This is a genomic window from Streptomyces sp. DSM 116793, assembly GCF_057320905.1.
This window is the reverse complement of the sequence record NZ_CM170494.1, coordinates 9,159,490-9,185,452: the sequence shown is the minus strand read 5'-3', so window position 1 is coordinate 9,185,452 and position 25,963 is coordinate 9,159,490. Positions and strand designations below refer to the sequence as shown.

Below are 25,963 nucleotides of genomic sequence, written 5' to 3'. Positions count from 1 at the left end.
GGGACGCTCGGGCACGCCCGCGTACCGGCCGTTAGAACCGCCTCGCCAAGGGCACCCGTGAAGTGCGCTGTTCTTCAGGTCTCACCACGAAGGACGATGAACGACCATGGACACACCCCACAAGGAGAAGCACCCGGGCCCCCGGCCGGCGCCCCCGGCCGGCGCGGCCCACGGGACCCCGCTGACCTCCGCGCCGACCTCCGCGGCGACTCACCGCACCGACACCCGGCCTGCGTCCACGGCGACTCACCGCACCGACACCCGGCCTGCGTCCACGGCGACTCTCCGGGCCGGCCCCCGGCAGGCCGGAGGCATCCGCACCTGCATACCGGCCCTGCGCGGCCGGGGCGGCTACCAGGAACCCACGGAGGCTGGACCGGACTCGCACATCGTGCGCGGCGAGGACTGAGCGCCCCCTCGTCTCCCCCTGCCGCCCGGCGCTCGCGCCGGCACGCGACCGCGGGCGGGCGGAGCACTCGGCGGCAGGGTCACGGGACGGCACGGAGCACTCCGGGCCGTCCCGTGACGACCTGGGGCGGAAGCACCCGCACCGCTCACCGGGCCGAGCGCCGCTTCCCGGGGCGGTCGGCGCCGGCGGTGTTGCATGATGTGCTGATGAGCATCCAGACGCATACCGCTCCGCTGCCGGCCGCGGTCGACACACAGGCGCTGCTGGCGCTGGCCGACGCCCACCACACGCGTGCGGCACGCGCCTTCGGGACGCGTACGGCCGCCGGGCACCTGGTGAAAGTCTACGGGCTTACGGCACCGGGGCGCACGGTCGGCGAGGCGGAGGCCGCCGGTGCGCTGCGGATCGCCGCCGGGCATCTGGAACTGGGCCGGCTGCGCGGATCGCTCGGGCTCGCCGTGCTGATCGTGCACGCGGGCGGCGACGGCGACTACGTCCTCGTGCACAGCTGGATCGAGGGGCACATGTCCGACCTCGCGGTCTTCACCGGCCCGGCCGGTGAGCCCGGCCGGCTGCGGCCCGGGCGCACCGGCCTCGCCCCGTGCGTCTGGGAGGCGGCGCTCCTCGCCCATGAGCGGGAGGCGTTCTCCCGGCACGTCCTGGACGGCACCGGCCCCCTCGCGGGCCGGCTGGCCGCGTGGGGGGCCGATGTACGGGAGGGCGAGGTCGGTTAGGGTGCGGCGCCCCGGCGCGGGTGGGGCCCCTCTCCGTGCCGGGGTGCGGCGGGTCAGCCCCGGGCGAGCACGTCCAGGGCCACCGCCGCCGTCCAGGCGAAATCCCGGCTGCCGTGTGCCTGCCCGGTACGGGCGTCGACGTACTCGGCGAAGTCCGAGGTGGTGGCCGCCGTCAGGAGCGCCCCCGCCAGCCGGTCCGCGGTGTCCTCGGCACCGTACTCGCGCAGTCCGCGCTCCAGCGTCCAGTTGACGTTGAACCATGCGGGGCCCCGCCAGTAGCGGGATGCGTCGTACGCGGGCCCCAGCAGGTCGTAGCTGGGCACCAGGGCGTTCGGCGTGCCCGGTGCGAAGTGCGGGCCGTGCAGGGTGTCCAGCAGGGCCCGGGCGACCCGGCCGGGCAGGCCGGGTACGGCCAGCGGCAGCAGGCCGCTGACACTCCGCTCCTCGATGAGGGCGCCGGAGACCAGGTCCCGGCAGAGGAACTGGCCCGCCTCCGGCTGCCACAGCCGGGCCACCAGCGCCTCGGTGAGCGCACGGGCGCGCTCCCGGTGCGGCTCGGCGGGTCGGCCGAGGCTCTCCGCGATGGCGGCGAGGGCGTGTTCGGAGACGGCGAGGAACGCGTTGAACGCGGGGTCCTCCACGGCGAACGGATGCGGTGCCGCGGCGTCGTCGTAGCGCTGGTCGCGGTAGTGCGTGGCGAGCCGCACATAGCGGCCGTAGTCGTCGTCCGTGGGCCGGTCGGCCGGAGCGCCGTGGGCGAGGTCGGCGCGCCGGAAGGAGTCGGCCGGCGCCGGCTCGACGCGCGCGAGCGGCCCGTCCCAGCAGGGGCTGTTGTCCATGCCGGACTCCCACGGGTGGACGACGGCCGCCAGGCCCTGCCCGCCGAGGTCGCGGCGGTCCGCGAGGTAGCGGTGCCAGGCGGCGAGCCGGGGGTGGAGCCGGGCGAGGAAACCGCGCCGCCGGGACAGCTCCGGGTCGCTGCTGTGCACCAGCCAGGCCGCCAGGGCGTGCACCGGTGGCTGCACGATCCCCGAGGTCTCCGTCCCGGCGGGGGCCCCGGCCGCGGCGCCGGCCTGTCCCGAGCGCCAGAAGCCGGGGCCGGGGAAGTAGGCGTCGGGCGGCACGGCCGGGTTGAACACGATGTGCGGGATGCGGCCGTCCGCCCACTGTGCGCCGCAGAGCGTCTCCAGCTCGCGCTGCGCCCGGTACGGGGACAGGTGCCGCAGGCCGATCGCGATGAACGCGGAGTCCCAGCTCCACTGGTGCGGGTAGAGCGTCAGGGACGGCACGGTGCCGGCACCGGTCCAGTGCGTCAGCAGGACCCGCGCGGCCGCGTCCCGGGGAGTGCGTGGGTGGGGGGTGGGGGTTGTGGGGGTGTCGAGCGCGGTCTGGGTCATGCGCCGTTCCTGCGCAGGAAGGCGGGGACGGAGCGGACCGCGGCGACCGGGTCGCCGGTGAGGCGGCTCTCCAGGGCCAGGTAGCCGTTGTAGCCGGCGGCGTGCAGGGCACCGAGCCAGGCGGGCCAGTCGAGGTGGCCGGCGCCGGGCTGGAAGCGGTTGGAGTCGCTCACCTGCGCATGGCCGATGTAGGGGGCGGCGGCGAGGATCGCGCCGGCCGGGTCGGCCTCCTCGATGTTCATGTGGTAGCTGTCGATGCCGATGCGCACCGAGTCGAGCCCGGTGGCGCGGATCAGGTCCACGGCCTGTTCGAGGCGGTTGACCATGTGGTCCTCGTAGCGGTTGAGCGGTTCGAGGAAGAGGGTGACGCCCTCCGCCCTGGCGTGCTCGCCGAGTTCGGTGAGGCCTTCGAGCAGGACGGTGCGCTCCTCCTCCTCGCCGCGGGGCGGTTCGAAGGGCGGCAGGCGGCGCGAGAACATCCCGTACGAGGCGGGCGTCTGGGCGCCCAGGCCGCCCAGCTCCGCGATCACGGAGAGCTGGGACTTCATCTGCACGATGGCATCACGGCGCAGGTCGTCGTCGAAGGCGCCGAAGAAGTGCAGCATGTCCACGCAGACGGTGGGCATCACGACCCCGTCGGCGAGGGCTCCGCGCAGCTCGGGCAGCCGCCCCTGGAAGTGCAGGTCGCCCTTGCCGCGCAGCTCGATGCCGTCGTAGCCGGCGCGCTGCGCGAACTCCCACTTCTCCTGGAGGGTGGCACCGGGAAGCAGTTGCTCCTGGCAGGCGGTCTTCAGCATGTGGGGGCCTCTCAGAATTCCAGGACGACCTGGAGGGCGTCGGCGGGGCGCTCGTCGAGCAGGACATAGGCGTCGGCGGCGCGGTCGGCCGGTACGACATGGCTGACGAGCGAGGCGACGTCGACGCGCTGCTCGGCGACGAGTGTGAGGAAGGTCTGCTGCAGCCGCTCGACGTTCCACCGGGGCGCGAGCTGCGGGGGCACGCCGCCGATCTGGGAGCAGATGAGCTGGATGCGGTTGTGGTGGAACTCGTCGCCCAGGCGCAGCCCGATGCCGTCGCCCTGGTAGAAACCGGAGGCGACCACTCGGCCACCGGTGGTGACCGAGCGTAGCGCCTCGTGCAGGGCCGGGTACGCGCCGCTGATCTCGATGGCCACGTCGGCGCCGCGGCCGCCGGTGGCGGTGCGGAGGGTCTCGGCGACGGCGTCGCTCCTGGCGTTGAGGGTGGTGGCCGCGCCGAAGGCGCGGGCGGTGGCCAGGCGTCCGTCGAGGGCGTCGACGGCGGTGACCCGGGCGCCGTTGAGCTGGGCGAGCCGGGTGGTGAGCAGGCCGATGACGCCCTGGCCGAAGACGGTGACGTCCTCACCGAGGTGGATGTCGGCGGCCAGCACGGCGTTCAGCGCGATGGCGCCGACCCGTGCGAACGTGGCCGCGAGCGGGTCGAATCCGGCGGGGAGGGTGTGTCCCACGAGCCGCTCCGCGGGCACCACGCCCTCGCTGCGGTGCCCCCAGATGCCGTACACGAGGTCGCCCACGGCCGGCACGCCCGGCGCACCCGCGACATCGGGCGCGACCTCGGTGACCTCACCGGTCTCGGAGTAGCCCCAGCCCGCCACCGGGTACTGGATGCCGGCCGCACCCTCCCGGAAGAGCCGTGCCTCGGCGTCCCAGGTGCGGGTCAGGTACGGGTTGGTGCCTCGGTAGGCGGTGAGCTCGGTGCCCGCGGACACACCCGAGAAACGGGTGCGCACCCGCAGGTGCCCGGCCGGCAGCTCGGCACGCGGGTGCTCGGCCACCTCCACCTGTCGTGGGCCGGTGAACTGGACGACACGTTCCACGTGGCGACTCCGAAAGCCTTGGTTCAGTCGGCCGGGAAGACCCAGCCGTGGGGACAACGTCGAAGATACCCGCGACTTATGTCTTGTCAATACGCAAAAGTAGTGCTGAGATGCGTCAGAACCCAGCGGAAGTAGGGAGAAGGACAGCGCATGCAATGGTGGATCCGCCGTTCCAGAACGGCCCCGGCAGCCGGATCGGCCCGGCCGTCCCGGATCTCCCGGGTGCTCGGCAGGGGCGCGTCGGGCCGTGCGGCCCCGCCGCTCCGGCCGGCCGGCCCGGCCGGAGGCAGCATCCGCGCTCGGCGCGCGGCCCGCCCCGCGCGGAGGCTCACGGCACTCGGGCTCGCCGCGGCACTGAGCACCGGCGTCCTGGCGGGCTGCTCCTCCCGCGTCGGCCCCGCCGCGCCGGACAAGACCATCACGGTCTGGTCGGAGCAGAACCTGCCCCCGCAGATGGCGGCGACGAAGAAGATCGTCCAACGCTTCGAGCAGCAGACCGGGATCAAGGTGAAGCTGGTCGGCGTGGACGAGGGCCAGCTCCCGCAGCTCATCATGTCCGCGGCGGCCTCCGGCACGCTGCCCGATGTGCTGGGCGCGGTGCCGATGGGCCAGATCTGGCAGATGTACAGCAACGGTCTGCTGAACACCAAGGTCAGCGGGGACATCGTGCGGAGCCTGGGCCGCGGCACGTGGAACGCCAACGCCCTGCGGCTCACCTCGGACGCCGGAAAGCAGCTCTCGGTGCCGTCCGACGCCTGGCTGCAGCTGCTCGCCTACCGCAAGGACCGGCTGGCCAAGGCCCACCTGCCGGCCCCGGACACCTACGCCAACCTCGTCAAGGACGCCGCCGCGCTCACCAAGCACGGCCAGTACGGGATCTCGGCCTCCACCGACCCGTCCGACCCCTTCACCCAGCAGAGCTTCGAGGACCTGGCGCTGGCCAACGGCTGCCAGCTCGTGAACGGCGGGGGCAAGGTCACCCTCGACTCACCCGCCTGCCGCACCACCTTCTCCACCTACGACAAGCTGGGCCGCACCTACGGTGCCCCCGGCACCCAGACCGTCGACTCCACCCGGGCCACCTACTTCGCCGGGCAGTCGTCCATCGTGCTCTGGTCGTCGTTCCTGCTCGACGAGCTGGCCGGACTGCGCTCGGACGCGCTGCCGACCTGCCCGGAGTGCAAGAAGGACAAGGGGTTCCTCGCCTCCCACAGCGGCCTGGTCACCGGGCTGTCGGGCCCCGACCACGCGAAGCCCGCGCAGTTCGGCGAGATCACGTCCTGGGCGACCACCAAGACCGCCGAGACCGCCGCGTCCCGGAAGTTCATCACGTACATGCTGAGCAGCGGGTACAAGGACTGGTTCGGCATGGCGCCCGAAGGCATGATCCCCGTTCGCGAGGGGACGGCCGCCCGCCCCCACGAGTACCAGCAGGCCTGGCGGTCCGACAAGATCGGCGTGGACATCCGCAAGCCGATGGACCAGGTGTATCCGAAGGCGCTGCTCGACCAGCTCGTCGCCGGCGTCGACACCATGCAGCGGTGGGGCATCACCCAGGGCCAGGGCGCCCTGGTCGGCGCCCTCAACGGTGAGCTGCCGGTGCCCAAGGCGCTCTCCGCGATGACCAGCGGCCAGACCTCGCCCCGCCAGGCAGCGCAGGACGCGCAGTCCGAGGTGTCCGCCCTCCAGAAGTCCCTCCAGTAGCCGCCCGCCGAGGAAATCCCATGAGTGCACCCACTACAAGCAGAACCGGATCGCCGCGCCGGGCCGGCACGCACGCCGCGCCCGGAGGCCGACCGAAGCGTCCGCTGACCGCGGCACGCCGCGAGAACCGGGCCGGCCTCGCCTTCGTCACCCCCACCTTCGTGGTGGTGCTGGTGGTCGTGATCGTGCCCATCCTCTGGACCGTCCTGCTGGCCTTCCAGCGGGCCCGGCTGGTCGACATCCAGGGCATGGGCCTGTTCGGCAACTGGTCACTGCGGAACTTCTCCCAGGTCTTCGGCTCGCCGGGCTTCTGGTCCAGCCTGGTCACCACGCTGGTCTACACCGTCGGCGGCACCGCCGGCTCCGTCGTGCTGGGCCTGATCGCGGCCCTGGCGCTGCGCCGCCCGTTCCGGGGCCGCGGGCTGCTGCGCGGCACCATGCTGCTGCCGTACGTCGCGCCGGTCGTGGCGGTCACCTTCGTGTGGGAGGTGGCGCTCAGCCCGCAGTACGGCATCGTCAACAACTGGGGCACCCGCTTCCTCGGCTGGCACGACCCCATAGCGTTCCTGTCCACCCGCAGCTACGAGGTGAACCTGCTGGGCTGGCACGTCGGGGTGCCGCTGGCGCTGCTGACCGTCATCGCCTTCGAGACCTGGCGGTACTTCCCCTTCGCCTTCCTCTTCCTGCTGGCCAGGCTCCAGGCGGTGCCACCCGGCCTGGAGGAGGCGGCCCGCGTCGACGGCGCCACCCCCACGCAGCGGTTCCGCTATGTGCTGCTGCCCCAGCTCATGCCGGTCATCGCGCTGCTGTGCGTGCTGCGGTTCATCATGACGTTCAACAAGTTCGACGACGTCTACCTGCTCACCGGCGGCGGCTCGGGCACCGATGTGGTGGCCGTGCGCGTCTACGACTTCCTGACCGCCCGCTTCGACGTGGGCGCGGCGTCCGCGCAGGCCCTCGTGCTGGCCGTGGTGCTGATGGCGCTGCTCGGCCTGTACTTCGTGTTCTTCGCCAAGAAGACCCAGGAGGAGGTGTGATGAGCCGCGCGCAGTTCGAGGAGCGCTTCTTCGGGGTGGCACGCTGGGTGACGATCGTGGTGGTGGCCCTCATCACCATCGTGCCCTTCTACTACATGCTGATGCTGTCGGTGAAGCCGATCGACGCCCTGCTGCTCGACCCGGGGTCGCTGTGGGTGCCGGTCAGGGACTTCACCCTGGACACCTACCGCAGCGTGCTGAAGCCGACCTCCCAGGGCGGGCAGGGCTTCCTGCGGATGCTGCTCAACTCCGCCCTGGTGGCGCTCGGCACGGTGCTGCTCACCCTGGCGGCGGCCGTGCCCGGCGCGTATGCGGTCAGCAGGCTGAAGTTCTTCGGCAGCCGGCAGGTGAGCGCACTCTTCCTCGCCGTGTACCTCTTCCCGGCCACGCTGCTCGCGGTGCCGCTGTTCGTGATGTTCGCGAAGATCGGGCTCTCCGGGAACCTGGTGGGCCTGGCGATCGTGTACATCGCACAGACCGTGCCCGTGTCCATCTACATGATGAAGAACTACTTCGCCACGATCCCGTACAGCATCGAGGAGGCTGCCGCTCTGGACGGCTGTACACGGCTGCAGACGGTGCGCAAGGTCGTACTGCCGCTGAGCGTGCCGTCCCTGATGGCCACCGGGCTGTATGTCTTCATGATCGCCTGGAACGAGTTCCTCTTCGCGCTGCTGTTCCTTGCGGCCTCCCCGGACAAGTGGACGGTGCCGCTGGGCCTCCAGCAGCTCGCGGGCGGCATCGAGGTGCCGAAGACGGTGCTGATGGCCGGGTCGGTGGTGCTGACCATCCCCGTCGTGGCGCTGTTCTACGCTGCGGAGCGACTGCTGACGGAGGGTCTGACGAGCGGCGCGGACAAGGCCTAGCCGTGGTGCGGCGGAGACGGGGCGCGGCCGGGGCGCGGCACACTGCCGCTCCTCGGCCCGCCGGGCGGCCCGGGTCCAGACCCGTGAGCCGCCGCCAGGACGAACGAGGAGTACGGAGTATGCCGGCCAGTCAGGCGAGCGCAGGCCATCTGCTGCAGTTGATCCGCAGCGGACGGGCGACCACCCGCGGCGAGCTCCAGCACGCCACGGGGCTGTCCCGGTCGACCGTCGGCCACCGGCTCGACCAGCTCTTCGGCGCCGGCTGGCTGCGGGAGGCGGGTGGCGCCCCGGGCGCCGTCCCGGCCCCGGCGACCGGCGGCCGGCCCCCGGCGGGCCCGGCCGCCACGGGTGGGCGGCCGTCCGCACGGCTGGAGTTCGACTCCTCCCATGCGGTGGTGATCGCCGTCGACGTGGAGACCCGGCACGCCCAGGCGGCGGTACTCGACCTGGCCGGCCGGACACTCGCCGAGCACACCGCGCCGCTGCTGGTCTCGGACGGCCCCGACCGGGTGCTCGACACGCTCGCGCGGTGGTTCCCGCCGCTGCTCGCCGAGGCCGGCGTGACCGCGGCCAAGGTCTGCGGGATCGGCCTGTCGGTGCCGGGCCCGGTGGACTGGACGACGGGGCGGGTCGTCCAGCCGCCGATCATGCCCGGCTGGGACCAGTACCCGATTCCGGAGCGGATGCAGGAGGCCTACGCCCGCCATGTCGCCCCGGACGCCCCGCCCGTGCCGGTGCTCGTCGACAACGACGCCAACCTGATGGCGTACGCGGAGCAGCGCCGCTTCTACCCGGACTGCTCGGCGTTCCTGCTGGTGAAGGTCTCGACCGGCATCGGCGCGGGCGTCGTGGTGGACGGCGAGCCGTACCGGGGCATCGACGGCGGGGCCGGCGACATCGGGCACATCAGGCTGCACGACGAGACCGACGCGCTGTGCATGTGCGGCTCGTACGGCTGCCTGGCGGCGGTCGCCAGCGGCCGGGCCATCGCCCGGCGGCTCACCGCCGACGGCACTCCGACCGCGTCCGGCTCCGATGTGCGCCGTCATCTCGCGGCCGGGCAGCCTGACGCGGTGCGGCTCGCCAGGGAGGCGGGGCAGCGGGTCGGGGAGGTGCTGGTCACGGTGGTGACGCTGCTCAACCCCGGCGTCCTGGTGCTCGCCGGCGACCTGGCCGGGACGCCCTTCCTGACCGGGGTGCGCGAACTGCTGTACCAGCGCGCCATGCCCCGTACGACCGCCCATCTGCGTGTGGTGACCTCGCGGCTCGGCGACCATGCGGCCCTGGCGGGGGCCGGCGCGATGGTGGTGGAACACCTCTATGCGCCGGACCGTGCCGACGCCCGGCTCGCCGCGCTCGTCGGGGGCTGAGCGGCGCGGGCGGGCCCCTGACACCCGCCCGCGCCCTGGCCCACTCCCCTCGTCCCTGGCCCACTCCCCTCCCTGTCCCCCGAACCACCCTGGAGCATCCCGTGACCACCAGCCGTCCCGCACCCGCCACCCCCTCGCCCGCCTCGCCCGGGGCCGCCCGGACGCCGGAGAGCACCGCCCGCGACGCGGAGGGCGTCGCGTTCCCCGAGGCCGCCGAGGTCCTGGGCGGCGCGGACGGCGTGGCGGCGCCACCGCTCCGGGTCGGCCTGGTCGGGGCGGGGCCCTGGGCGCGGGCGATGCACGCACGGGTCCTCGCGGCCGGCCCCGAAACCCGGCTGACGGCGGTGTGGGCGCGGCGCCCCGAGGCGGCGAAGGAGACCGCCGCACCCTACGGGGCCGCGGTGGCCGCCTCGTTCGAGGACTTGCTGGACGGCTGCGAGGCCGTGGCGTTCGCGGTGCCGCCGGCGGTGCAGGCCGAGTACGCGGTGCGGGCCGCGGCGGCGGGCCGGGCGCTGCTGCTGGAGAAGCCACTGGGCGGGGATCTGGCGTCGGCCCGCAGGGTGGCGGACGCCGTGGCCGAGCACGGGGTGGTCTCCCAGATGGTGCTGACCAAGCGGTACCACCCGGTGACCCGCGCCTTCCTGCGCGCCGCGGCGGACACCGAGGTGCTGGGGGCCCGCTCCTGCTATCTGCACGGGGCGTTCCTCGGCGGCGACTTCGCCACGTCGTGGCGGTTGGAGCAGGGTGCGCTGCTCGACCTGGGGCCGCATCTGCTGGACCTGCTGGACGCGGCCATCGGCCCGATCACCGCCATACGCGCCACCGGGGACTCCCGCCGGTGGATCGAGCTGAGCTGCGAGCACGCGAACGGTGCGGTCAGTCAGGCGTCGTTGTCGGGTGCCGTGCGGGTGGCTCAGGCGCAGACCCGGGTGGAGCTCTTCGGTGCCGCTGAGCCACTGGTCTACGACACCTCGGGGGTGGACCACGAGGAGGCCTGGCCGGTGCTGCGCCGGGAGTTCGCGGCGGCGGTGCGCAGCGGCCGGCCGTCGGCGCTGGACGCGGCGCGGGGGCTGCGGCTTCAGGAGCTGGTGGAGATGGCGCTGGATTCCGGCCGGTCGGGGCGGTGATCACCGCTCGCGCCGCCGATGAGCTCGCGGACGATGTCCGTCTGCCCGGCGCGCCGAGAGGTCTCCTCGATCAGATGGATGAGCACCCATCGCATGGAGACCGCCGGCCGTGCCAGGCGGTGCCCATGTCGTCCAGGTCCAGTTCCTCGATGACCCGGTCGGCGGCGGCGCGGGCCCGTTCGTAGAGGGCGAGGATGCCGGCCGTGGTCTCGTCGAGGGAGCCGCAGGTCGGCGTTCTCGTCGCCGGGGTCGAACGGCAGGGGCTCGGTCGGTCCTGCCGAAGGTCTCGCAGAACCACGCGTACTCGGCGGGCGTGAGGTGCTCCCCAAGACCCGGCAGATGGGCGCCCGAGGGCGTCATGGGCCGCAGCAGCTGATCGTCGTCGTCCTCCTCTGCCTTCCAGAGCACCGCTTGCCGGTGCCGTTCGAGGCCGGCGTGCAGGCTCTCCTTCTCGGCGCCGGTGTACGGCACGGGTTCTGACATGTCCGGGACGGTGACAGCCGGCGCGCTCCATCGGCTCGTCCTTTTCCCCCTGCTGGCTGGCCCCGCACCGGCCCGGAGCCGGCCGGCTCCGGGCTTGCCGGACCCGGGCCTTCCTGACCCGGGCTTCGCCCCTGGGGGGTGGCTCCGGGGCTGATGCGGGCCTGTCCGGGGCTGATGCAGACCCGGTGGGTTCGCCGTCAGGGCCGCTCGGAGTCGCCGGGTATCAGCAGGCCGCGGTTGAACGCCTCGGCGACCGCGGCGGCGCGGTCGCCTACGCCGAGCTTGGCGTAGATGTTCAGCAGGTGCGTCTTGACCGTGGCCTCCGTGATGAACAGCCTGGCCGCCGCCATCTTGTTGGTGGTCCCGGCCGCGACCAGTTCGAGCACCTCCAGCTCGCGACGGCTGAGGGGGGCCGCCGTGGGTGCCCTGACCCGGCTCATCAGCCGCGCGGCCACGGACGGGGAGAGCACGGCCTCGCCGCGGGCGGCCGCCCGGACCGCCCTCAGCAACTCGGCGCGGGGTGCGTCCTTCAGGAGGTAGCCCGTGGCCCCCGCCTCCACCGCGGGCAGCACATGGGCGTCGGTGTCGTAGGTGGTGAGGACCAGTACCCGGGCGGTGTTGCCCTGCCGGGCCAGCTCGGTGATCGCGGTGACGCCGTCCATGCCCGGCATCCGCAGGTCCATCAGGATCACATCGGGCCGCAAGGCGGCGCCGAGCCGGACCGCCTCGGCGCCGTCGGCGGCCTGCCCGACCACCTCGAACTCCGGGTCCCGCGCGAGCATCCTGCACAGGCCGTCCCGCACCACCGGGTGGTCGTCGGCGATCAGCAGCCTGATGGGGCCTCGGGCCGTGGACGCGGTGGCCTCACGACGCGCTTCGGGGTCCGGGGTGGGGTTCGGGCGGCTCATGGGTGCGACTCCCCCACCGCCGCCGGGACGCAGGCGGAGATCCCCGTGCCGAGACCTGGCTCCGACTCGACCTGGAGGGTGCCCGACAGGCCCTCGATGCGCTGCCGCATCGCGACCAGGCCGAAGCCGCCGCCGCCCGCCGCCGGTCCGCCGACCGGCTCCAAGGCGTATGGACCCGGGTCACGGTGGTCGGATGGCCCCGGATCGCCGTGGCCGGCCCACGGATCGGCACGGCCCACCGCCGGACGGCCGGCCGTCCCGGACGTCGCCTCCCCGGCGCTGTCCACCCCGGCCGCGGCCGCCCTGGCGACGCCGCCCGTCCCGGCTGCCTCCGCGCCTCCTACGTCCTCCGTCGCGGCCGTCCCACCCGTCGCCGCCCGCCCGAAGGCCCGTGTCCCGGGCGGCTCCGCCCCCGTGGACCCGCGGCGCGGACGGCTGTCCGTCGCCGGCCGGGACCGGGTCGCTGCCGGCCGGGCGCCCGCAGGGGTCGCCGAGGGCTTGGGGGCCGGGGCGCCCACCGAGGGCTCCCTGTCGGGGCCACCGTCCGCTGCGGTGCCATGGCCGAGCAGGGCCGCCGGGTCGAAGCCCCTGCCGTCGTCCCGTACGTCCAGGGCCACCGCGTGCTCCAGGTACGACAGTGTGACGCCGACGCGGCTCGCCCCGGCGTGCCGGGCGACGTTGGCCAGCGCCTCCTGCGCGGTGCGGAGCAGGGCGACGTCGACCTCCAGGGGTGTCGGGCGGGCCGTGCCCGTGGTGGTGACCTCGACGGCGAGACCGTGCAGTGCCGACCAGCGGTCCGCGACACCGGTGAGTGCCTCGCCCAGGCGCCCGGTCTCCAGCGGCTCCGGGCGCAGGGCGTGCACGGACCTCCGGGCCTCCGACAGGCTCTCCCGGGCGAGCAGGGTCGCGGCGGCCACGTGCCTGCGCCACTCCGTGGGCTCGTCGCCCGCCTGCTCGGCCGCCTGCAACTGGGTGATGATGCCGGTGAGCCCCTGGGCCAGGGTGTCGTGGATCTCCCGGGCCATCCGCTGCCGTTCGTCGAGCATCCCCGCCTCCCTGGCCTGTGTCACCAGTTGCTCGTGGAGGCCGGCGTTCTCGGCCAGGGTGGTCTCCAGGCGGTGGTTGGCCCGTCTGGCCTCGTCCAGCGCCTGCCTGCGCTGCTCGTCCTGCCGGGCGCCGCGCCGGGCGAGCCAGGCGAAGCCGCACATGGGGAGCACGTTCACGGCCAGTACGGCGGCGTACGACAGCAGGCCCAGCACCGTGGACTTGTCCACCTCGGCCGCCTGGGCCGTGCCCGCCACCGCCGCCACGGCGCCCACACCGGGGAGCTGCCATGGCCAGGGAAGCAGCCGGAACGCGTAGAGGTAGCCGGCCGGGCTGAAGCATCCGAACCAGGGGTCCCTGACGACGAGGACGGCGGTGATCGCGATCAGGCCGGTGACGAACACCGCCATCATCGCTGGGCGCTCCCGCCAGGCGGGACGCAGGGTGACCAGCGAGAGCATCCATCCCCCGGCGAGCGCGCAGAGCGCCAGGTCGACGAGGAGTGACTGCCCCGACGAACGCTTCACCACGGCCGTGAAGACGGCCAGGGCGGCCAGGAGCAGATACGGGCCGACGGAGACCACCGGCGGCCACTGCTTCCTCGTGTCCAGCCACGAGCGTGGCATCGCACCGCTCATCTGCGCCCTCCCGGATGGCGTCCACCTCGGCCACGGAGAATGTAACCGGGGCCGGGCGAGCCGCGGCCGGGGGCGGGCCATGGCGCGGCTTCCATAGGACGGCATCGGGCTCACCCCGCCGTGAACAGGGACCGGACACGTCTGGCATTCACCATCACCACGACGCCCGCCAGCAGCAGGCCGCAGACGGCCTGCTCGATCTTCATCCAGAGCGGGAAGGCACCGGGCAGCGCGATGATCACGGCTATGGCGACCGTCATGGCGCCGGAGACCAGCCGCAGCCGGAGGTAGGCACGGCGGGATCCGCGGGCGGCACGGGCGGCGAACCGGTACGTGAGCAGGGCGCTGACGACGACGATGGTGCCGCGCGTCCAGACGGCGTCGTTCACCACCGCGGTGTCGTGGCGGAGCAGGACGATGGCGAGCAGGGTGAGCATGCTGAGGCCGAGATAGCCGGCGACGAGCAGCCTGGGACAGCGCAGGGCGGCCCGGATGTCCGCCTCGCCCATGCGGTCCGCGGCGGGGCTCGGGGTGGTGCTCATGAGGGACCTTTCGTGTCGGTCGGGCCGCGCAGCGCGCCCGCGGCGGCCGGGCGTTCGGCCAGGCACGTTCAGCGTTCCAGCGCCCCGCGGACGCGCACATCGCCCGATCTCATGAGCCGGGGGTGGAACCATCGATCAACCGATCGGTGGAGGGCGCCGCCCGATCGTGCGATACGGGCGGTCCCGTCACCTCCGCTACGGACGGGCCGGGGCGGGCGCCGAGGACGGCAAGGCCTTCGACCCCGTCGCACGTGCGGCGACGTCCCGGCCCCGGCCGCGTCATGGATCGGAACGGGCTGGGCACTCCCCAAGGGCAAGGGTCACAAGCGGCGACACAGGAGACCGACCATGTCCAAGGCAGTGCGGATGGACCGCTACGGCGGCCGTGAGGTGCTGTACATCGCGGACGTCGACCGCCCCGTGCCCGGGGCCGATGAGGTGCTGGTCCAGGTCAGGGCGGCGGGTATCAACCCCGGCGAGACGAAGATACGCGAGGGGGCCCTGCACCGGATCTGGCCGGCCACCTTCCCGCAGGGCCAGGGCAGCGACCTGGCCGGCACCGTGGTGGAGCTGGGCCCGGACGTCGACTCGTTCTCCGTGGGCGACGAGGTCCTCGGGTATGTCGACACCCGCTCGAGCCAGGCCGAACTTGCCGCCGTGCCCACCACTCAGCTCACCCCCCGCCCGGCCGGGGTGCCGTGGGAGGTCGCGGGGTCCCTGAAGGTCGCAGGGTCGACGGCCTGGGCGGCGCTGGACGCGCTGGACCTCAGGCCGGGCGAGACGCTGGTGATCGCGGGCGCCACCGGCGGGGTGGGCTCCCTCGCGGTACAGCTCGCCAGGCGCTCCGGAGCCACCGTGATCGGGATCGCCGGTGCGGACCGCCAGGCCTGGCTGGCGGAGCACGGGGCGGTGCCGGTCACCTACGGTCCCGGGGTGGCGGACCGGATCCGCGAGGCGGCGCCGGGCGGCGTCGACGCCTTCTTCGACGCCTTCGGCTCGGACTACGTGCGGCTCGCGGTCGACCTCGGGGTGCGGCCCGAGCGGATCAACACCATCGTCGACCCCACGGCCACCGACACGTACGGGGCCCGGTTCGTGGGCGGCGCGGCGGCTCCGATGCCCGAGACCCTGCGTGACCTCGCCGACCTGATCGCCACCGGGGAGCTGGAGGCGAAGGTCGCGCGCACCTACCCGCTCGACCGGGTCGCGGACGCCTACGAGGAACTGGAGCAGGGCCACACCCACGGCAAGATCGTCCTGATTCCCTGAGATCCGGCCTGGTTCCCCGAGCGGACGGCCCGCGACGCTCGGCACCGCGTGCGGGACTCTCTGCGCCGCGTGCGGGACACTTCGCACCGCGTGCGGGACGCTCCGCACCACCCGCCGCAGTCCTCCGCCGCCGGTCCCCACGTCCTCGGGACGGACCAGGTCGCGCTGGCCGCGCAGGAACTCACCGGGCGCGTTCGTGCTCTCCTGCCTCCACGCCGGCCCCGCCTCGCGGCAGGTGGCCGGCCCTGTCACGGCCGGGAACACGGGACTGGCAGCCCACCGCGCCATGACGGAGGGTGGGAGCCGGAGCAGGTTCCCCGTCGTGCGCGGCCTGCCCCGTCATCCGGACCCACGAGAGAAGGGCACGGCATGCCTACCTCTGTTCCCGGCGGAACGGTCACGCCGGCCGCCGGCCTCACCCTCAGCCGCATGGGCTACGGCGCGATGCAGCTGGCGGGCCCGAACGCCTTCGGTCCACCGCGGGACCGCACCGAGGCGCTGGCCGTGCTGCGGGAGGCCGTCGAGCTGGGCATCACCCATATCGACACCGCCGACTTCTACGGCCCCCTCTTCGTCAACGAACTCATCAAGGAGGCCCTGGGCCCCTACCCGGAGGGCCTGTGCATCGCGACCAAGGTGGGCGTGCGGCGCGGCGCGGACGGCAGCTGGATCCCGTCCGGGGAGCCGGACGACCTCAGGGCCCAGGTCCGCGAGAACCTCCGGCACCTCGGCCTGGCCGCACTCGACCTGTGCTACCTGCGCACCGGCTCGTACGAGGGCCCCAGCGAGGGGTCGATCGCCGAGGGGTTCGGCGCGCTCGCCGAACTCCGGGACGCGGGCCTCATCCGCCACCTCGGGCTGAGCGGCGTCACCTCGGCGCAGCTCACCGAGGCGCAGTCCATCGCGCCGGTCGCCGCGGTGCAGAACCTGTACAACCTCGGCAACCGGCACGACGACGCCCTCGTCGACCGGTGCGCGGCCGAGAACATCGCCTACACGGCCTATTTCCCACTGGGCGGCTTCACTCCCCTGCAGTCCCAGACGCTGATCGACCTCTCCGCCGACCTGGGCGTCACACCGCAGCAGACGGCCCTGGCCTGGCTGCTGCGGCGGTCGCCCACCATGGCCCTGATCCCGGGCACCTCCTCGGTGGCGCACCTGCGGGAGAACACCGCCGCGGCGCATGTCGTCCTGCCTGCGGACATGGTCGCGGAACTCGACACGATCGGCATGTGACACCCGGGACGTGCCCGCAAGCCCGACGCCCTGGACGTGTGCCACCCGCGACGTGTCCGGCCCGGGCCGGCCTGGCCGCCGGCGGTCCACCGAGCGGTCCACCGAGCGGTCCACCGGGCGGACCGCCGGGCGGACCCGACCGCGGTCCCGGGCATAATGGCGGTGGCGCCCGTGGGCAATGGGGCCTTGCGCACGGATCCGGCACACCGCACCCGGTGAGGCCCGGACCGGTCCGGACGGCACACCCCGCCACCGAGGACACGAGACACACATGGCATTGCAGATCAGCGCCACCAACCCCGAGCACCCGACCCTGCTGCTCGACCTCCCCTGGCACCTCCCCCTCGAACAGTGGCCGGAGAAGCACCTGGTGCCGCTGCCCCGCGGCCTGTCCCGGCACGTGGTGCGCTACGCGCGCGCCGGGAGCGAAGTGGTCGCGGTGAAGGAGCTCGCCGAGCGGCCCGCGCTGCGCGAGTACGAGATGCTGCGCGCCCTCGACCGTCTGGCGATCCCCGCGGTCGACCCGCTGGCCGTGGTCACCGGCCGCACGGACACCGAAGGCCAGCCCCTCGAACCGGTGCTGATCACCCGTCACCTGCGGGGGTCGCAGCCGTACCGTTCCATGTTCGAGACCACGCTGCGGCCCAGTACCGTCCACCGGCTGATGGACGCCCTCGCGGTCCTGCTGGTGCGGCTGCACCTGGCGGGGTTCGCCTGGGGCGACTGCTCGCTGTCGAACACCCTCTTCCGGCGGGACGCGGGCGCGTACGCCGCCTATCTCGTGGACGCCGAGACCGGCGAGGCGCATCCGAGTCTGAGCGACGGGCAGCGGGAGTACGACATCGAGCTGGCGCAGGTGAACATCAGCGGCGAGATGTTCGACCTGGAGGCGGCCGGCGCGCTCCACCCGTCCCTCGACCCGATCACCTTCGGCACCGAGATCGGGCGCCGCTACGGCGAGCTGTGGAACGAGCTGACCCGGGTGTCGGTGTATCCGAAGGGCAAACGGCACTACATCGAGCGCCGCATCCGCCGGCTGAACGACCTCGGGTTCGACGTCGCCGAGATGCAGATCGGGCAGGCCTCGAACGGCGACACGGTGACCTTCGTCCCCAAGGTCGTCGACGCGGGCCATCACCAGCGCCAGTTGCTGCGGCTGACCGGCCTGGACACCGAGGAGAACCAGGCCCGCCGGCTGCTGGGCGACCTGGAGAGCTGGATGGCCACGCAGAAGGACTACGCGCCCGACGGGCTGGGCGCCCGGCCCGAGGTGCTGGCCCACCGCTGGGTCCGCGAGGTCTTCCGGCCCACCGTCCGTGCCGTCCCCGAGGACATCCGCAGCGGCCTGGACCCGGCCGAGCTGTACCACGAGCTGCTGGAGCACCGCTGGTACCTGTCCCAGCGCGCCCAGCACGATGTGGGCCTGGACGCGGCCGTCGCGGACTACGTCCGCACGGTGGCGCCCTGAAGGTACGCGGGGGATCGCACACGCAGCCGGCCGCCGGCCGGTGGCCCCGAGGCGGCACGGGTTGCCCCCTGGGGACAGTGGCGACACGACCGTCTCGTGGCGCCTGGTCGCGCAGTTCCCCGCGCCCCTTTCACCGGGCTCAGCCCCACGGACAGGGCCACGCAGAACTGCCGCACGCAGCCGGCCGCCGGCCGGTGGCCACGACGCGGCACGGGATGCCCCCCCTGGGACGGTGGCGAACAAACCGTCTCGTGGCGGCTCGTCGCGCAGTTCCCCGCGCCCCTCAGCCGGGCGCGGGACGGTCGCGGGATCGGGGCGCAGTTCCGCGTCGGCGAGCGGGGTACACGGAGGTGAGGACGAGAGCAGAGGGAGGTATCCGAGCCATGGCACGGCCCGTGTGGAGCGGCACGCTCACCTTCGGTCTCGTGTCGCTGCCCGTCAGTCTCCACCCGGCCACGGACAGCCACACCATCCACTTCCACCAGGTCCAGCGCGACACCGCGGACCGGGTCCGCAACAGGCGCGTCAACGAGCGCACCGGCGAGGAGGTCCCCCTCGACGAGATCGTCAAGGGGTTCGACGCGGGGGACGAGTACGTGGTCGTGGAGCCCGAGGAGCTGGCCGAGGTCGCGCCGGGCCGCTCCGAGGCGCTGGACGTGGCCGGCTTCGTCGACCTGGACGATATCGACCCGGTGTACTTCGACCGGACGTACTACATGGCACCCCGCAGTGAGAACCATGCGAAGGTGTACGCGCTGCAGGCCGGCGTCGACCGTGCCAGGGAGTCGGGGCGGGGCCGCCGCCGGCGCTCCGGCGCCCGCTCCGGCGCCCGGGCCGAGGGCGGCTCCGGCGGCCACGGCGGCGCGCGGCGCACGACGACCGCACGGAGCGGCGGGGCCCGCGGCGCGTCGCGGGGCGGTTCCCGCAGCGGCGCGCGCCGGGGTGCCGGTTCCCGCGACCGGCTGCGGGAGCTGTCCAAGGACGAGCTGTATCGACGCGCCTCCGAGGCGGGGGTGCGGGGCCGCTCCGGCATGAACCGCGACGAGCTCATCAGGGCCCTGAGCGGCGACGGCGAGCGACGTGCCGCATCCTGATGCCCGGTGGGCGGCGGCCCCCGGTCCGATGGCCTCCGGTTGGCAGCGTCCGGACGAGGCCCCTCGGGGAACGTTCCGGGAAAGGGCACCGCGGCACCGATGAGTTCCGGGCGGGGGCGGGGTCAACCCCTTGCAAGAGCACCGCAACACCGAGGACGCACCGAGAGCCGCGAGGAGAACGACATGCCGAGGATCACCCCCAACCTCTGGTTCGACACGCAGGGCGAGGAGGCAGCCCAGTTCTATGTGTCGATCTTCCCCAACTCCAGGATCACCAGGGTCCTGCACTACGGCGAGGCGGGCCCGCGCGAGGCGGGCCAGGTGCTGACCGTCGACTTCGAGCTCGACGGCCAGCCGTACACCGCGATCAACGGCGGCCCCGACTTCACCTTCGACGAGGCGGTCTCGCTGCTGATCAACTGCGCCGACCAGGACGAGGTCGACTACTACTGGTCGCGGCTGCTCGCGGACGGCGGCCAGGAGAGCCAGTGCGGCTGGCTCAAGGACAAGTACGGCATGTCCTGGCAGGTCGTGCCCACCGAGCTGGAAGAGCTGATCGGCGACCCCGATCCGGGCCGCTCCCAGCGAGCGATGAAGGCCATGCTCGGCATGGTGAAGATCGATCTGGCCGCCCTGCGAGCGGCGGCCGACGGCCAGTGAGAGGGGGCCCGGGCGGCCGGACGCGGGCCGGGCGGCCGGGAGCGGGGCCCGGGCACAGCACATGCCCGGGCCCCGGCAGGCGCGGCACCGGCAGGGGCGGCCCGCCGGCCCGGCCCCCACTCTTCGCTCCGTCCCGCCCGGGGTAGCCGTCCCGTGAGCGTGAGGAGAGACGCCATGGCGGATCTGCTGGACAAGGGCCCGGACGGACCGCGGCGGCTGCGGGAGCTGCTGGCGGGGGACGCGCCGGTGGTGGCGCCGGGGGCGTACGACGCGATGAGCGCGCTGCTGATCGAGCGGGCGGGGTTCCCCGCGGTGTACATGACCGGGTTCGGGACGGCGGCGTCGCTGCTCGGCCGCCCGGACGTCGGCCTGCTCACGATGACCGAGATGACGGGGGCCGCACGGCGGCTCGTCTCCGCGGTGGGCGTGCCCGTGATCGCCGACGCCGACGACGGCTACGGCAACCCGGTCAACGTGGTCAGGACCGTGCACGAGTACGAGGCCGCCGGGGTGGCGGCGATCCACCTGGAGGACCAGGTCGCACCCAAGCGGTGCGGGCACCTGGACGGTAAGGAGGTCATCCCCGCCGAGGCCATGGCGGGCAAGATCGAGGCGGCCGTGGCGGCCCGCAGGAACCCGGACTTCCTGATCATCGCCCGGACCGACGCACATGCCGTCGAGGGCTTCGACGCGGCCCTGCGGCGGGCCCGCCGTACCGCGAGGCGGGTGCGGACATGCTGTTCGTCGAGGCGCTGCGCACCGACGCCGAGATCGAAGCCGCGGCCCGCGCCTTCCCGGACGTACCGCTGCTCTTCAACTGGGCCGAGGGCGGCAAGACCCCGCCGACCGGTCTGGACCGGCTCGCCGAGCTGGGCTACCGGCTCGTCATCCTCCCGCTCACCACGCTGCTGGCCGCGACCCAGGCGGTCACGGACGTGCTGGCGGGCGTGCGGCAGGTCGGCACCCCCGAGGAGGCGGTGAAGTGCCTGCCGGGCCTGCGGGACGTCGTCGACACCCTCGGCCTGCCGGACGTGCTGGCCCTGGGCGAGAGGTTCGACCACGGCTGACGGGCCCGCCCGTACGCCGAGGCCCGGCCGGGGCCCGTACGCCAGGGCCCGTACGCCAGGGCCGCGCGGCATGGACGGTGCGCGGACCGCGGGCGTAGACCGCGCCACCGGGGAACCCGGTCGGTGGGAGATGCGGGCCGGGGCGCGCGTGCCGAGACTGGAAGCGGCGCGGCCGGCCGGGCCGCGGGCCCCGGACATCCGTCAGTACGCAGGGAGCGACCCCATGCGATTCCACGACCGCACCCAGGCGGGCAGGGACCTCGCGGACTGGTTCCTCGAGTGGCCCGAGACCGAGCGCCTCACCGACATCATCGTGCTGGCGCTGCCGCGCGGGGGTGTGCCGGTCGCGGCGGAGCTGGCGAGCGCCCTGCATGCGCCGCTGGATGTCCAGATGGCCCACAAGATCGGCATGCCCGGCCGCCCCGAGCTCGGCGTCGGCGCCCTGGCGGACGACGAGCCGCCCTCGTTCGACCACGAGATGCTGGCCTACCTCGGCCTCACGGAGGACGAGCTGCTGCCCGTCGTCGCGCGTGAGCGCAAGGAGATGCACCGCCGCGAACGCCGCTACCGCATGGGACGCCCGGCCCCGCACCTGCGGAACCGCACCGTGATCCTGGTGGACGATGGTCTGGCCACCGGCGCCACCGCCCGCGCCGCCCTGCGTCATCTGCGTACCCTGCACCCCAAGCGGCTGATCATGGCGGTGCCGGTGGGCAGCCCGGACGCCGCGGTGGATCTGCGCGACTACGCGGACAGTGTGATCTGCCTGCACCAGCCCGAGCACTTCCGGGCGGTGGGCCAGTGGTACACGCACTTCGGGCAGCTGACCGACGACGAGGTGGTCGACACGCTCAGGTCGTTCTACGCGGCGGCGTGAGGGCGGCGCGCAGTTCCCCGCGCCCCTCCTGGCCCGCGGGCCACACCCCGGAAGGGGCGCGGGGAACTGCGCGACAAGCCATGAAGCGACCGCCCGGGGCGCCCCTGCCCCAAACCGCCTGGTCGGGCCACCGAACCGCCGGGTCGGGCCACCGGCGGACGGACGAGCGACCGGACTTGGGCCACCGGCCGTGGCCGGCCGCCGGCCGGTGGCACGCACGGCCCCGCGCGGCTCTCCGCGCCCCGTACGGGGCGGCCCTCACTGCTGCTCGGCCTGGAACATCCAGACGTGCTTCTCGAGCTGCCTGGTCAGCTCGATGAAGATGTCCTGCGTCACCAGGTCGCTCTTGTCGGTCAGGTCGATGCGCTCCCGCATCCTCCTGACCGCGCCGCCCAGCGCCTCCACGAGCGCGGCGACGGCGTCGGCGTCCTTCACCCAGCCGTCCCCGATGCCGCTCAGCCCCGAGGTCTCGGCGACGGTGCGGGCCCGGCCGTCCGGCGGGACCCCGATCGCGGCGGCGCGCTCCGCCACGGTGTCCGCGTAGGAACGGGCCGTGGAGACCACCTCGTCCAGCTGGAGATGGATCGAGCGGAACCGCGGGCCGACGATGTTCCAGTGTGCCTGCTTGGCGATCAGCGAGATGTCGAGGAGCTCCACCAGCGCGCCCTGGAGGGCGTCCCCGGTGGTCTTGCGGTCCTCGTCGTGCAGCGGGCTCTGCATGGCGGCCATGCTGGTGCCTTCCTTCCTCGTGATCGGTTGTGCCTGTGGCGATGTTGCGAACGCGGGTGCCCCCGAACCCGGCAGGACATGCGCCGGGCCCCGCCGCCGCACCGGCGGGCCAGGGGCTGCTCACCGGTGGCCCGGGCCTCCACTGCCGAAGGAGCCGCTCGCGCCCGGGTGCCATCGCCTGCGCCGCTGGTTCCTGCTGGTGGTCGAGCCGTGTGTGCGCAGCTCGTGCGGGAGCAGCCGTTCGTCGCTGCGTGGCAGCTCGTCGGGTTCCCGGCGCTCGCGCTCCTCGCGCACCGGGCCGCCCTCCGGGAGGTGCGGCTGGTCCTCCTCCGACGGCGGCGGGGGTTCGTCCCTGCGGATCCTGATCCCGAGCGACACCGCCCAGATCAGTCCGACCACCACGGGCAGGCCGACGATGAGGATGACGCCGACGGCGAGCCCGCCGGAGAGCGCCAGGTTTTCCATGCTCAGTGCCATCATTGGACAGCGGGTACCCGCAAAGTTCTCGTTTACCGACCGGATGCGCCGCGGCGCATCCGGTCACCGAACGTCCAGCGCCGCTCACCGGCCGACGCGACCCACGCTCGCAGAGCAGAGGTCCCCCGGCTGGCCCAGAATGGACGCGGGCACCCCGGAACGGACCAACGGCCCAAGACGACCGGCCGGAACGCGCCTCGGCGCGCCGCCGCGCGCCCCCTAAAGGCGCGGCCGCCGCGTCCCGACGTAGGAGCGGAACCTGCCTGCGATGGAGAAGAACACGACACAGTCACCAGCACGCCCGACCACCTCCGGCGAGGTGTTCGGCGCACCCAGCTGGGTCAGCCTGATGGCCAGGGACCTCACGTCCTCGCAGGACTTCTACGGTGCCGTCATGGGGTGGGACTTCCGCGCCGGGAAGCTCGGCGAGGACTTCTCGGTCGCGCTGGACCACGGCTCCCCGGTGGCCGGCATCGGGGCGCTGGCCACCGCACTGCAGGTGGGGGTGGCTTGGATTCCGTACTTCGCCGTCACCGACGCCGACCAGACCGCGGCGCGGATCAGGGAACGCAGCGGCACCATGGCGGTGGGCCCGCTCTCCTTCGTCCTGGGCCGGGGCGCGCTCGCGGCCGACCGCGACGGGGCCGCCTTCGGCATCTGGGAGGGCCGTCTCCTGGAGGAGTGGGTGGAGTGGCGCGACCACGCGCCCGCCTGGGCGGGGCTGCACACCCGGGACGCCTTCGAGGCGGCGATCTTCTACGGTGAGGTGCTGGAGTGGGCGGCCGCGCGCCCAGGGGCCTGCGAGGTCGAGTACGTCGACGACGAGGTCGTGCTGCGCAGCGACGGGCACGTGGTGGCCCGGCTGGAGTCGGGGGCCCTGGAGAACGCCCCGGACCCGCTGGTGCGGCCCCACTGGGCGGTGCACTTCCGGGTGCCCGACGTGGCGCGCTGCATAGCGGCGACCCGTGCTCACGGCGGCTCGGTGACCGAGGAGCGGATGACGTCCCAGGGCCCCGAGGCCATCCTCCGTGACCCGGACGGCGGACTCTTCACCGTCAACGAGGTCACACCGCCCCCGGGCAGGAGCTGACGTCCCACGGCCGGCGGCCCCGCCCGGACTGCCCCGCCACGCTCCTGGGTACCCGAGTCCGCGCCCCGCGGTGCGACCGAGCCCGCCGGGCGCGGCAAGCGGTCCGCGCAGAAGGAGGGCAGACGTGCCTCAGCGGAAAGCCGACCAGCGAAAACGTGAAGACGCCGACGGCGGGGACACCCTGCGGACCTACCGCGAGAAGCGGCACTTCGACCGGACCGCCGAGCCCCGCGGCAGTGCGGAGGAGGGCGGCGAGCACCCCCGGTTCGTGGTGCAGATCCACGATGCCAGCACCATGCACTTCGACTTCCGCCTGGAGGTCGACGGCGTCCTGAAGTCGTGGTCGGTGCCGAAGGGGCCCTCGGCCGACCCGCACGACAAGCGGCTGGCCATGCCGACGGAGGACCACCCGCTGGAGTACCGGGACTTCGAGGGGGTGATCCCGGAGGGCGAGTACGGCGGCGGCACCGTGATCGTCTGGGACAAGGGCACCTACCGGCCGCTGAGCCACGATCGCAGGCACCGCCCGGTGCCGTTCGCCGAGGCCCTGCAGAAGGGACACGCCAGCTTCTGGCTGGAGGGGTCCAAACTGCGCGGCGGCTACGCGCTCACCCGGATCCGCGGCGGGGACGGCACCGAGCGCGAGGCCTGGCTGCTGGTCAAGGCCGACGACGACCGGGCCCGGCAGGACGGCGGCCCGCCCGACCCGCGCCGGGCGCGCTCGGCACGCAGCGGGCGCACCCTGCGGCAGGTCGCCGAGCACCCCGAAGCCGAGTGGCAGAGCAACCGGTCGTGACGGCCCCGGGAAGCACCGCGGAGCAGGGCGCCCACGGCCCGGGCGCCCGGCTGCTCACGCGGCTGCCCGCGGACCTGCGGGCCAGGCTGCGTGCCGCGCCGTCCGGGGTGGAGCTGGCCGCGGAGCCGATGCTCGCCACGCTCTCCGACCGCCGGGAACTCCCGGCCGACTGGCTGCTGGAGCGGAAGCTGGACGGCGAGCGGGTCCTCGTGGTCCGCGAGGGCGGCCGGGTCCGGCTCTTCTCCCGCACCGGCCGTCGTCTGAACGCCACCTACCCGGAGGTGGTGGCGGCCCTGGAGGACCAGGAGTGCCAGGACTTCACCGCCGACGGCGAGATGGTCGCGTTCTCCCACGGCCGCACGGACTTCTCCCGGCTGCAGCAGCGCATGGGGCTCACCCGGGCCGAGGAGGTGCGGGCCAGTGACGTCTCCGTGTACTACTACCTCTTCGACCTGCTGCGTCTGGAGGGCGTGGAGACCACCCAGCTGCCACTTCGGGCCCGCAAGTCCCTGCTGCGCGGCGCGCTCGCCTACCGGCAGCCGCTGCGCTACAGCGCGCACCGCAACGCCGACCCGGAGCGCGGCGCCACCGCCGGGCAACTCCTTGACGAGGCCTGCGCCCGGGACTGGGAGGGGCTGATCGCCAAGCGCGCGGACAGCCGCTACCAGCGCCGCCGCTCCACGGACTGGCTCAAGCTGAAGTGCTCCCGCGGCCAGGAGTTCGTGGTCGGCGGCTTCACCGAGCCGTCCGGGACCCGGATCGGCTTCGGTGCGCTGCTGCTCGGCTACTACGACCACGGGCGGCTGCGGTACGCGGGCAAGGTCGGCACCGGCTTCGACCACAGGACGCTGCGGGAGCTGACCCGGGTGCTCGGCGAACTGCACCGGACCGGGTCGCCGTTCGCCGATCCGGTGCGCGAACGCAGGGCCCACTGGGTCGAGCCGCTGCTGGTCGCCCAGATCGCGTTCACCGAGTGGACGCGGGACGGCATGCTGCGCCATCCGCGCTACCTGGGGCTGCGGGACGACAAGGCGGCGGGCGACGTCGTGCGCGAGCGGCCCATGGGTTAGCGGGCGCGGACGCCGG

The 25,963-nt window shown here is 73.6% G+C and carries 26 protein-coding genes and 2 pseudogenes; 17 read left to right on the top strand and 11 right to left on the bottom strand.

Annotated features, from left to right (window positions below; all coding sequences use genetic code 11):
• Window positions 1–106: 106 nt before the first annotated feature.
• A complete protein-coding gene (locus ACSMXW_RS36415; protein ID WP_485802776.1) occupies window positions 107–409 on the top strand; it encodes a hypothetical protein in 303 nt (100 codons plus the stop codon).
• Between the two features lie 206 nt (window positions 410–615).
• Window positions 616–1,143 carry a hypothetical protein gene (locus ACSMXW_RS36410; protein WP_485802774.1) on the top strand — a complete coding sequence of 176 codons (528 nt, stop codon included), beginning with the start codon at window positions 616–618 and terminating at the stop codon, window positions 1,141–1,143.
• A gap of 53 nt (window positions 1,144–1,196) precedes the next feature.
• Here the strand turns inward: ACSMXW_RS36410 and ACSMXW_RS36405 are convergent, their stop codons facing one another.
• Genes ACSMXW_RS36405 through ACSMXW_RS36395 form a run of 3 tightly spaced genes read right to left on the bottom strand, consistent with a single transcriptional unit; the run spans window position 1,197 to window position 4,395 of the window.
• On the bottom strand, window positions 1,197–2,540 hold the full coding sequence (locus tag ACSMXW_RS36405) for an MGH1-like glycoside hydrolase domain-containing protein (RefSeq protein ID WP_485802773.1): 1,344 nt from the start codon (window positions 2,538–2,540) through the stop codon (window positions 1,197–1,199).
• Window positions 2,537–3,337: a sugar phosphate isomerase/epimerase family protein gene (locus ACSMXW_RS36400; protein WP_485802771.1), complete on the bottom strand. Its 801-nt coding sequence runs from the start codon at window positions 3,335–3,337 to the stop codon at window positions 2,537–2,539. Before ACSMXW_RS36400 ends, ACSMXW_RS36405 begins: the two co-directional genes overlap by 4 nt.
• A gap of 11 nt (window positions 3,338–3,348) precedes the next feature.
• On the bottom strand, window positions 3,349–4,395 hold the full coding sequence (locus tag ACSMXW_RS36395; protein WP_485802769.1) for a zinc-dependent alcohol dehydrogenase: 1,047 nt from the start codon (window positions 4,393–4,395) through the stop codon (window positions 3,349–3,351).
• A gap of 150 nt (window positions 4,396–4,545) precedes the next feature.
• Between ACSMXW_RS36395 and ACSMXW_RS36390 the strand changes: the two genes are divergently transcribed.
• The 5 genes from ACSMXW_RS36390 (at window position 4,546) to ACSMXW_RS36370 (ending at window position 10,499) form a co-directional block, all read left to right on the top strand.
• Complete coding sequence (locus ACSMXW_RS36390) at window positions 4,546–6,099, top strand: ABC transporter substrate-binding protein (protein WP_485802767.1); 1,554 nt, start codon at window positions 4,546–4,548, stop codon at window positions 6,097–6,099.
• Between the two features lie 20 nt (window positions 6,100–6,119).
• The gene (locus tag ACSMXW_RS36385) at window positions 6,120–7,136 is read left to right on the top strand and encodes a carbohydrate ABC transporter permease (RefSeq protein ID WP_485802765.1); all 1,017 of its coding nucleotides are present in this window, start codon (window positions 6,120–6,122) and stop codon (window positions 7,134–7,136) included.
• The gene (locus ACSMXW_RS36380; protein WP_485802763.1) at window positions 7,136–8,002 is read left to right on the top strand and encodes a carbohydrate ABC transporter permease; all 867 of its coding nucleotides are present in this window, start codon (window positions 7,136–7,138) and stop codon (window positions 8,000–8,002) included. The genes ACSMXW_RS36385 and ACSMXW_RS36380 overlap by 1 nt, the downstream gene beginning before the upstream one ends.
• 119 nt (window positions 8,003–8,121) lie before the next feature.
• Entirely contained in the window at window positions 8,122–9,372 is a 1,251-nt protein-coding gene (locus tag ACSMXW_RS36375) for an ROK family transcriptional regulator (protein ID WP_485802761.1), read from the top strand.
• 221 nt (window positions 9,373–9,593) lie between these two features.
• A complete protein-coding gene (locus ACSMXW_RS36370) occupies window positions 9,594–10,499 on the top strand; it encodes a Gfo/Idh/MocA family protein (RefSeq protein ID WP_485808527.1) in 906 nt (301 codons plus the stop codon).
• Here the strand turns inward: ACSMXW_RS36370 and ACSMXW_RS36365 are convergent.
• From ACSMXW_RS36365 to ACSMXW_RS36340, 6 genes and pseudogenes are all read right to left on the bottom strand, one after another.
• The gene (locus tag ACSMXW_RS36365) at window positions 10,451–10,594 is read right to left on the bottom strand and encodes a mycothiol transferase (RefSeq protein WP_485802759.1); all 144 of its coding nucleotides are present in this window, start codon (window positions 10,592–10,594) and stop codon (window positions 10,451–10,453) included. The two genes, ACSMXW_RS36370 and ACSMXW_RS36365, sit on opposite strands and share 49 nt — an antisense overlap.
• Window positions 10,570–10,797 (bottom strand): hypothetical protein, encoded by a 228-nt coding sequence (locus ACSMXW_RS36360; protein WP_485808584.1) that lies wholly within the window; start codon window positions 10,795–10,797, stop codon window positions 10,570–10,572. Before ACSMXW_RS36360 ends, ACSMXW_RS36365 begins: the two co-directional genes overlap by 25 nt.
• Window positions 10,788–10,982, bottom strand: a pseudogene (locus ACSMXW_RS36355) (mycothiol transferase); the annotation flags it as partial. The gene ACSMXW_RS36360 and the pseudogene ACSMXW_RS36355, both read right to left, overlap by 10 nt.
• A gap of 197 nt (window positions 10,983–11,179) precedes the next feature.
• Entirely contained in the window at window positions 11,180–11,890 is a 711-nt protein-coding gene (locus ACSMXW_RS36350) for a response regulator (RefSeq protein WP_485802757.1), read from the bottom strand.
• Window positions 11,887–13,560 carry a sensor histidine kinase gene (locus ACSMXW_RS36345; RefSeq protein WP_485802755.1) on the bottom strand — a complete coding sequence of 558 codons (1,674 nt, stop codon included), beginning with the start codon at window positions 13,558–13,560 and terminating at the stop codon, window positions 11,887–11,889. Before ACSMXW_RS36345 ends, ACSMXW_RS36350 begins: the two co-directional genes overlap by 4 nt.
• A gap of 122 nt (window positions 13,561–13,682) precedes the next feature.
• The gene (locus ACSMXW_RS36340) at window positions 13,683–14,114 is read right to left on the bottom strand and encodes a hypothetical protein (protein WP_485802754.1); all 432 of its coding nucleotides are present in this window, start codon (window positions 14,112–14,114) and stop codon (window positions 13,683–13,685) included.
• A 348-nt stretch (window positions 14,115–14,462) separates the two neighbouring features.
• Here ACSMXW_RS36340 and ACSMXW_RS36335 point away from each other — a divergent pair, with 348 nt between their 5' ends.
• The 7 genes and pseudogenes from ACSMXW_RS36335 to ACSMXW_RS36305 all read left to right on the top strand — a co-directional run bounded on the left by ACSMXW_RS36335 (window position 14,463) and on the right by ACSMXW_RS36305 (window position 21,785).
• Window positions 14,463–15,383 carry an NADP-dependent oxidoreductase gene (locus tag ACSMXW_RS36335; protein WP_485802752.1) on the top strand — a complete coding sequence of 307 codons (921 nt, stop codon included), beginning with the start codon at window positions 14,463–14,465 and terminating at the stop codon, window positions 15,381–15,383.
• A 369-nt stretch (window positions 15,384–15,752) separates the two neighbouring features.
• Entirely contained in the window at window positions 15,753–16,619 is an 867-nt protein-coding gene (locus ACSMXW_RS36330; RefSeq protein WP_485802751.1) for an oxidoreductase, read from the top strand.
• A gap of 271 nt (window positions 16,620–16,890) precedes the next feature.
• Window positions 16,891–18,087, top strand: a complete 1,197-nt coding sequence (locus ACSMXW_RS36325; RefSeq protein ID WP_485802750.1) for a DUF4032 domain-containing protein — start codon at window positions 16,891–16,893, stop codon at window positions 18,085–18,087.
• A 383-nt stretch (window positions 18,088–18,470) separates the two neighbouring features.
• The gene (ku, locus tag ACSMXW_RS36320; protein WP_485802748.1) at window positions 18,471–19,181 is read left to right on the top strand and encodes a non-homologous end joining protein Ku; all 711 of its coding nucleotides are present in this window, start codon (window positions 18,471–18,473) and stop codon (window positions 19,179–19,181) included.
• Between the two features lie 183 nt (window positions 19,182–19,364).
• Window positions 19,365–19,841, top strand: a complete 477-nt coding sequence (locus tag ACSMXW_RS36315; protein ID WP_485802747.1) for a VOC family protein — start codon at window positions 19,365–19,367, stop codon at window positions 19,839–19,841.
• 174 nt (window positions 19,842–20,015) lie between these two features.
• A pseudogene (locus tag ACSMXW_RS36310) lies at window positions 20,016–20,908 on the top strand (isocitrate lyase/PEP mutase family protein).
• Between the two features lie 223 nt (window positions 20,909–21,131).
• On the top strand, window positions 21,132–21,785 hold the full coding sequence (locus tag ACSMXW_RS36305) for a phosphoribosyltransferase (protein ID WP_485802745.1): 654 nt from the start codon (window positions 21,132–21,134) through the stop codon (window positions 21,783–21,785).
• Between the two features lie 258 nt (window positions 21,786–22,043).
• Here the strand turns inward: ACSMXW_RS36305 and ACSMXW_RS36300 are convergent, their stop codons facing one another.
• Both ACSMXW_RS36300 and ACSMXW_RS36295 read right to left on the bottom strand, forming a co-directional pair.
• Complete coding sequence (locus ACSMXW_RS36300) at window positions 22,044–22,505, bottom strand: Dps family protein (RefSeq protein WP_485808525.1); 462 nt, start codon at window positions 22,503–22,505, stop codon at window positions 22,044–22,046.
• Between the two features lie 129 nt (window positions 22,506–22,634).
• On the bottom strand, window positions 22,635–22,991 hold the full coding sequence (locus ACSMXW_RS36295) for a DUF6479 family protein (protein ID WP_485808523.1): 357 nt from the start codon (window positions 22,989–22,991) through the stop codon (window positions 22,635–22,637).
• Between the two features lie 268 nt (window positions 22,992–23,259).
• Here ACSMXW_RS36295 and ACSMXW_RS36290 point away from each other — a divergent pair, with 268 nt between their 5' ends.
• The 3 genes from ACSMXW_RS36290 (at window position 23,260) to ligD (ending at window position 25,947) form a co-directional block, all read left to right on the top strand.
• Window positions 23,260–24,081, top strand: a complete 822-nt coding sequence (locus ACSMXW_RS36290; RefSeq protein ID WP_485802743.1) for a VOC family protein — start codon at window positions 23,260–23,262, stop codon at window positions 24,079–24,081.
• Between the two features lie 124 nt (window positions 24,082–24,205).
• On the top strand, window positions 24,206–24,877 hold the full coding sequence (locus tag ACSMXW_RS36285) for a DNA polymerase ligase N-terminal domain-containing protein (protein ID WP_485802741.1): 672 nt from the start codon (window positions 24,206–24,208) through the stop codon (window positions 24,875–24,877).
• Window positions 24,874–25,947 (top strand): non-homologous end-joining DNA ligase, encoded by a 1,074-nt coding sequence (ligD, locus tag ACSMXW_RS36280; RefSeq protein ID WP_485802739.1) that lies wholly within the window; start codon window positions 24,874–24,876, stop codon window positions 25,945–25,947. The genes ACSMXW_RS36285 and ligD overlap by 4 nt, the downstream gene beginning before the upstream one ends.
• Window positions 25,948–25,963: the final 16 nt, after the last annotated feature.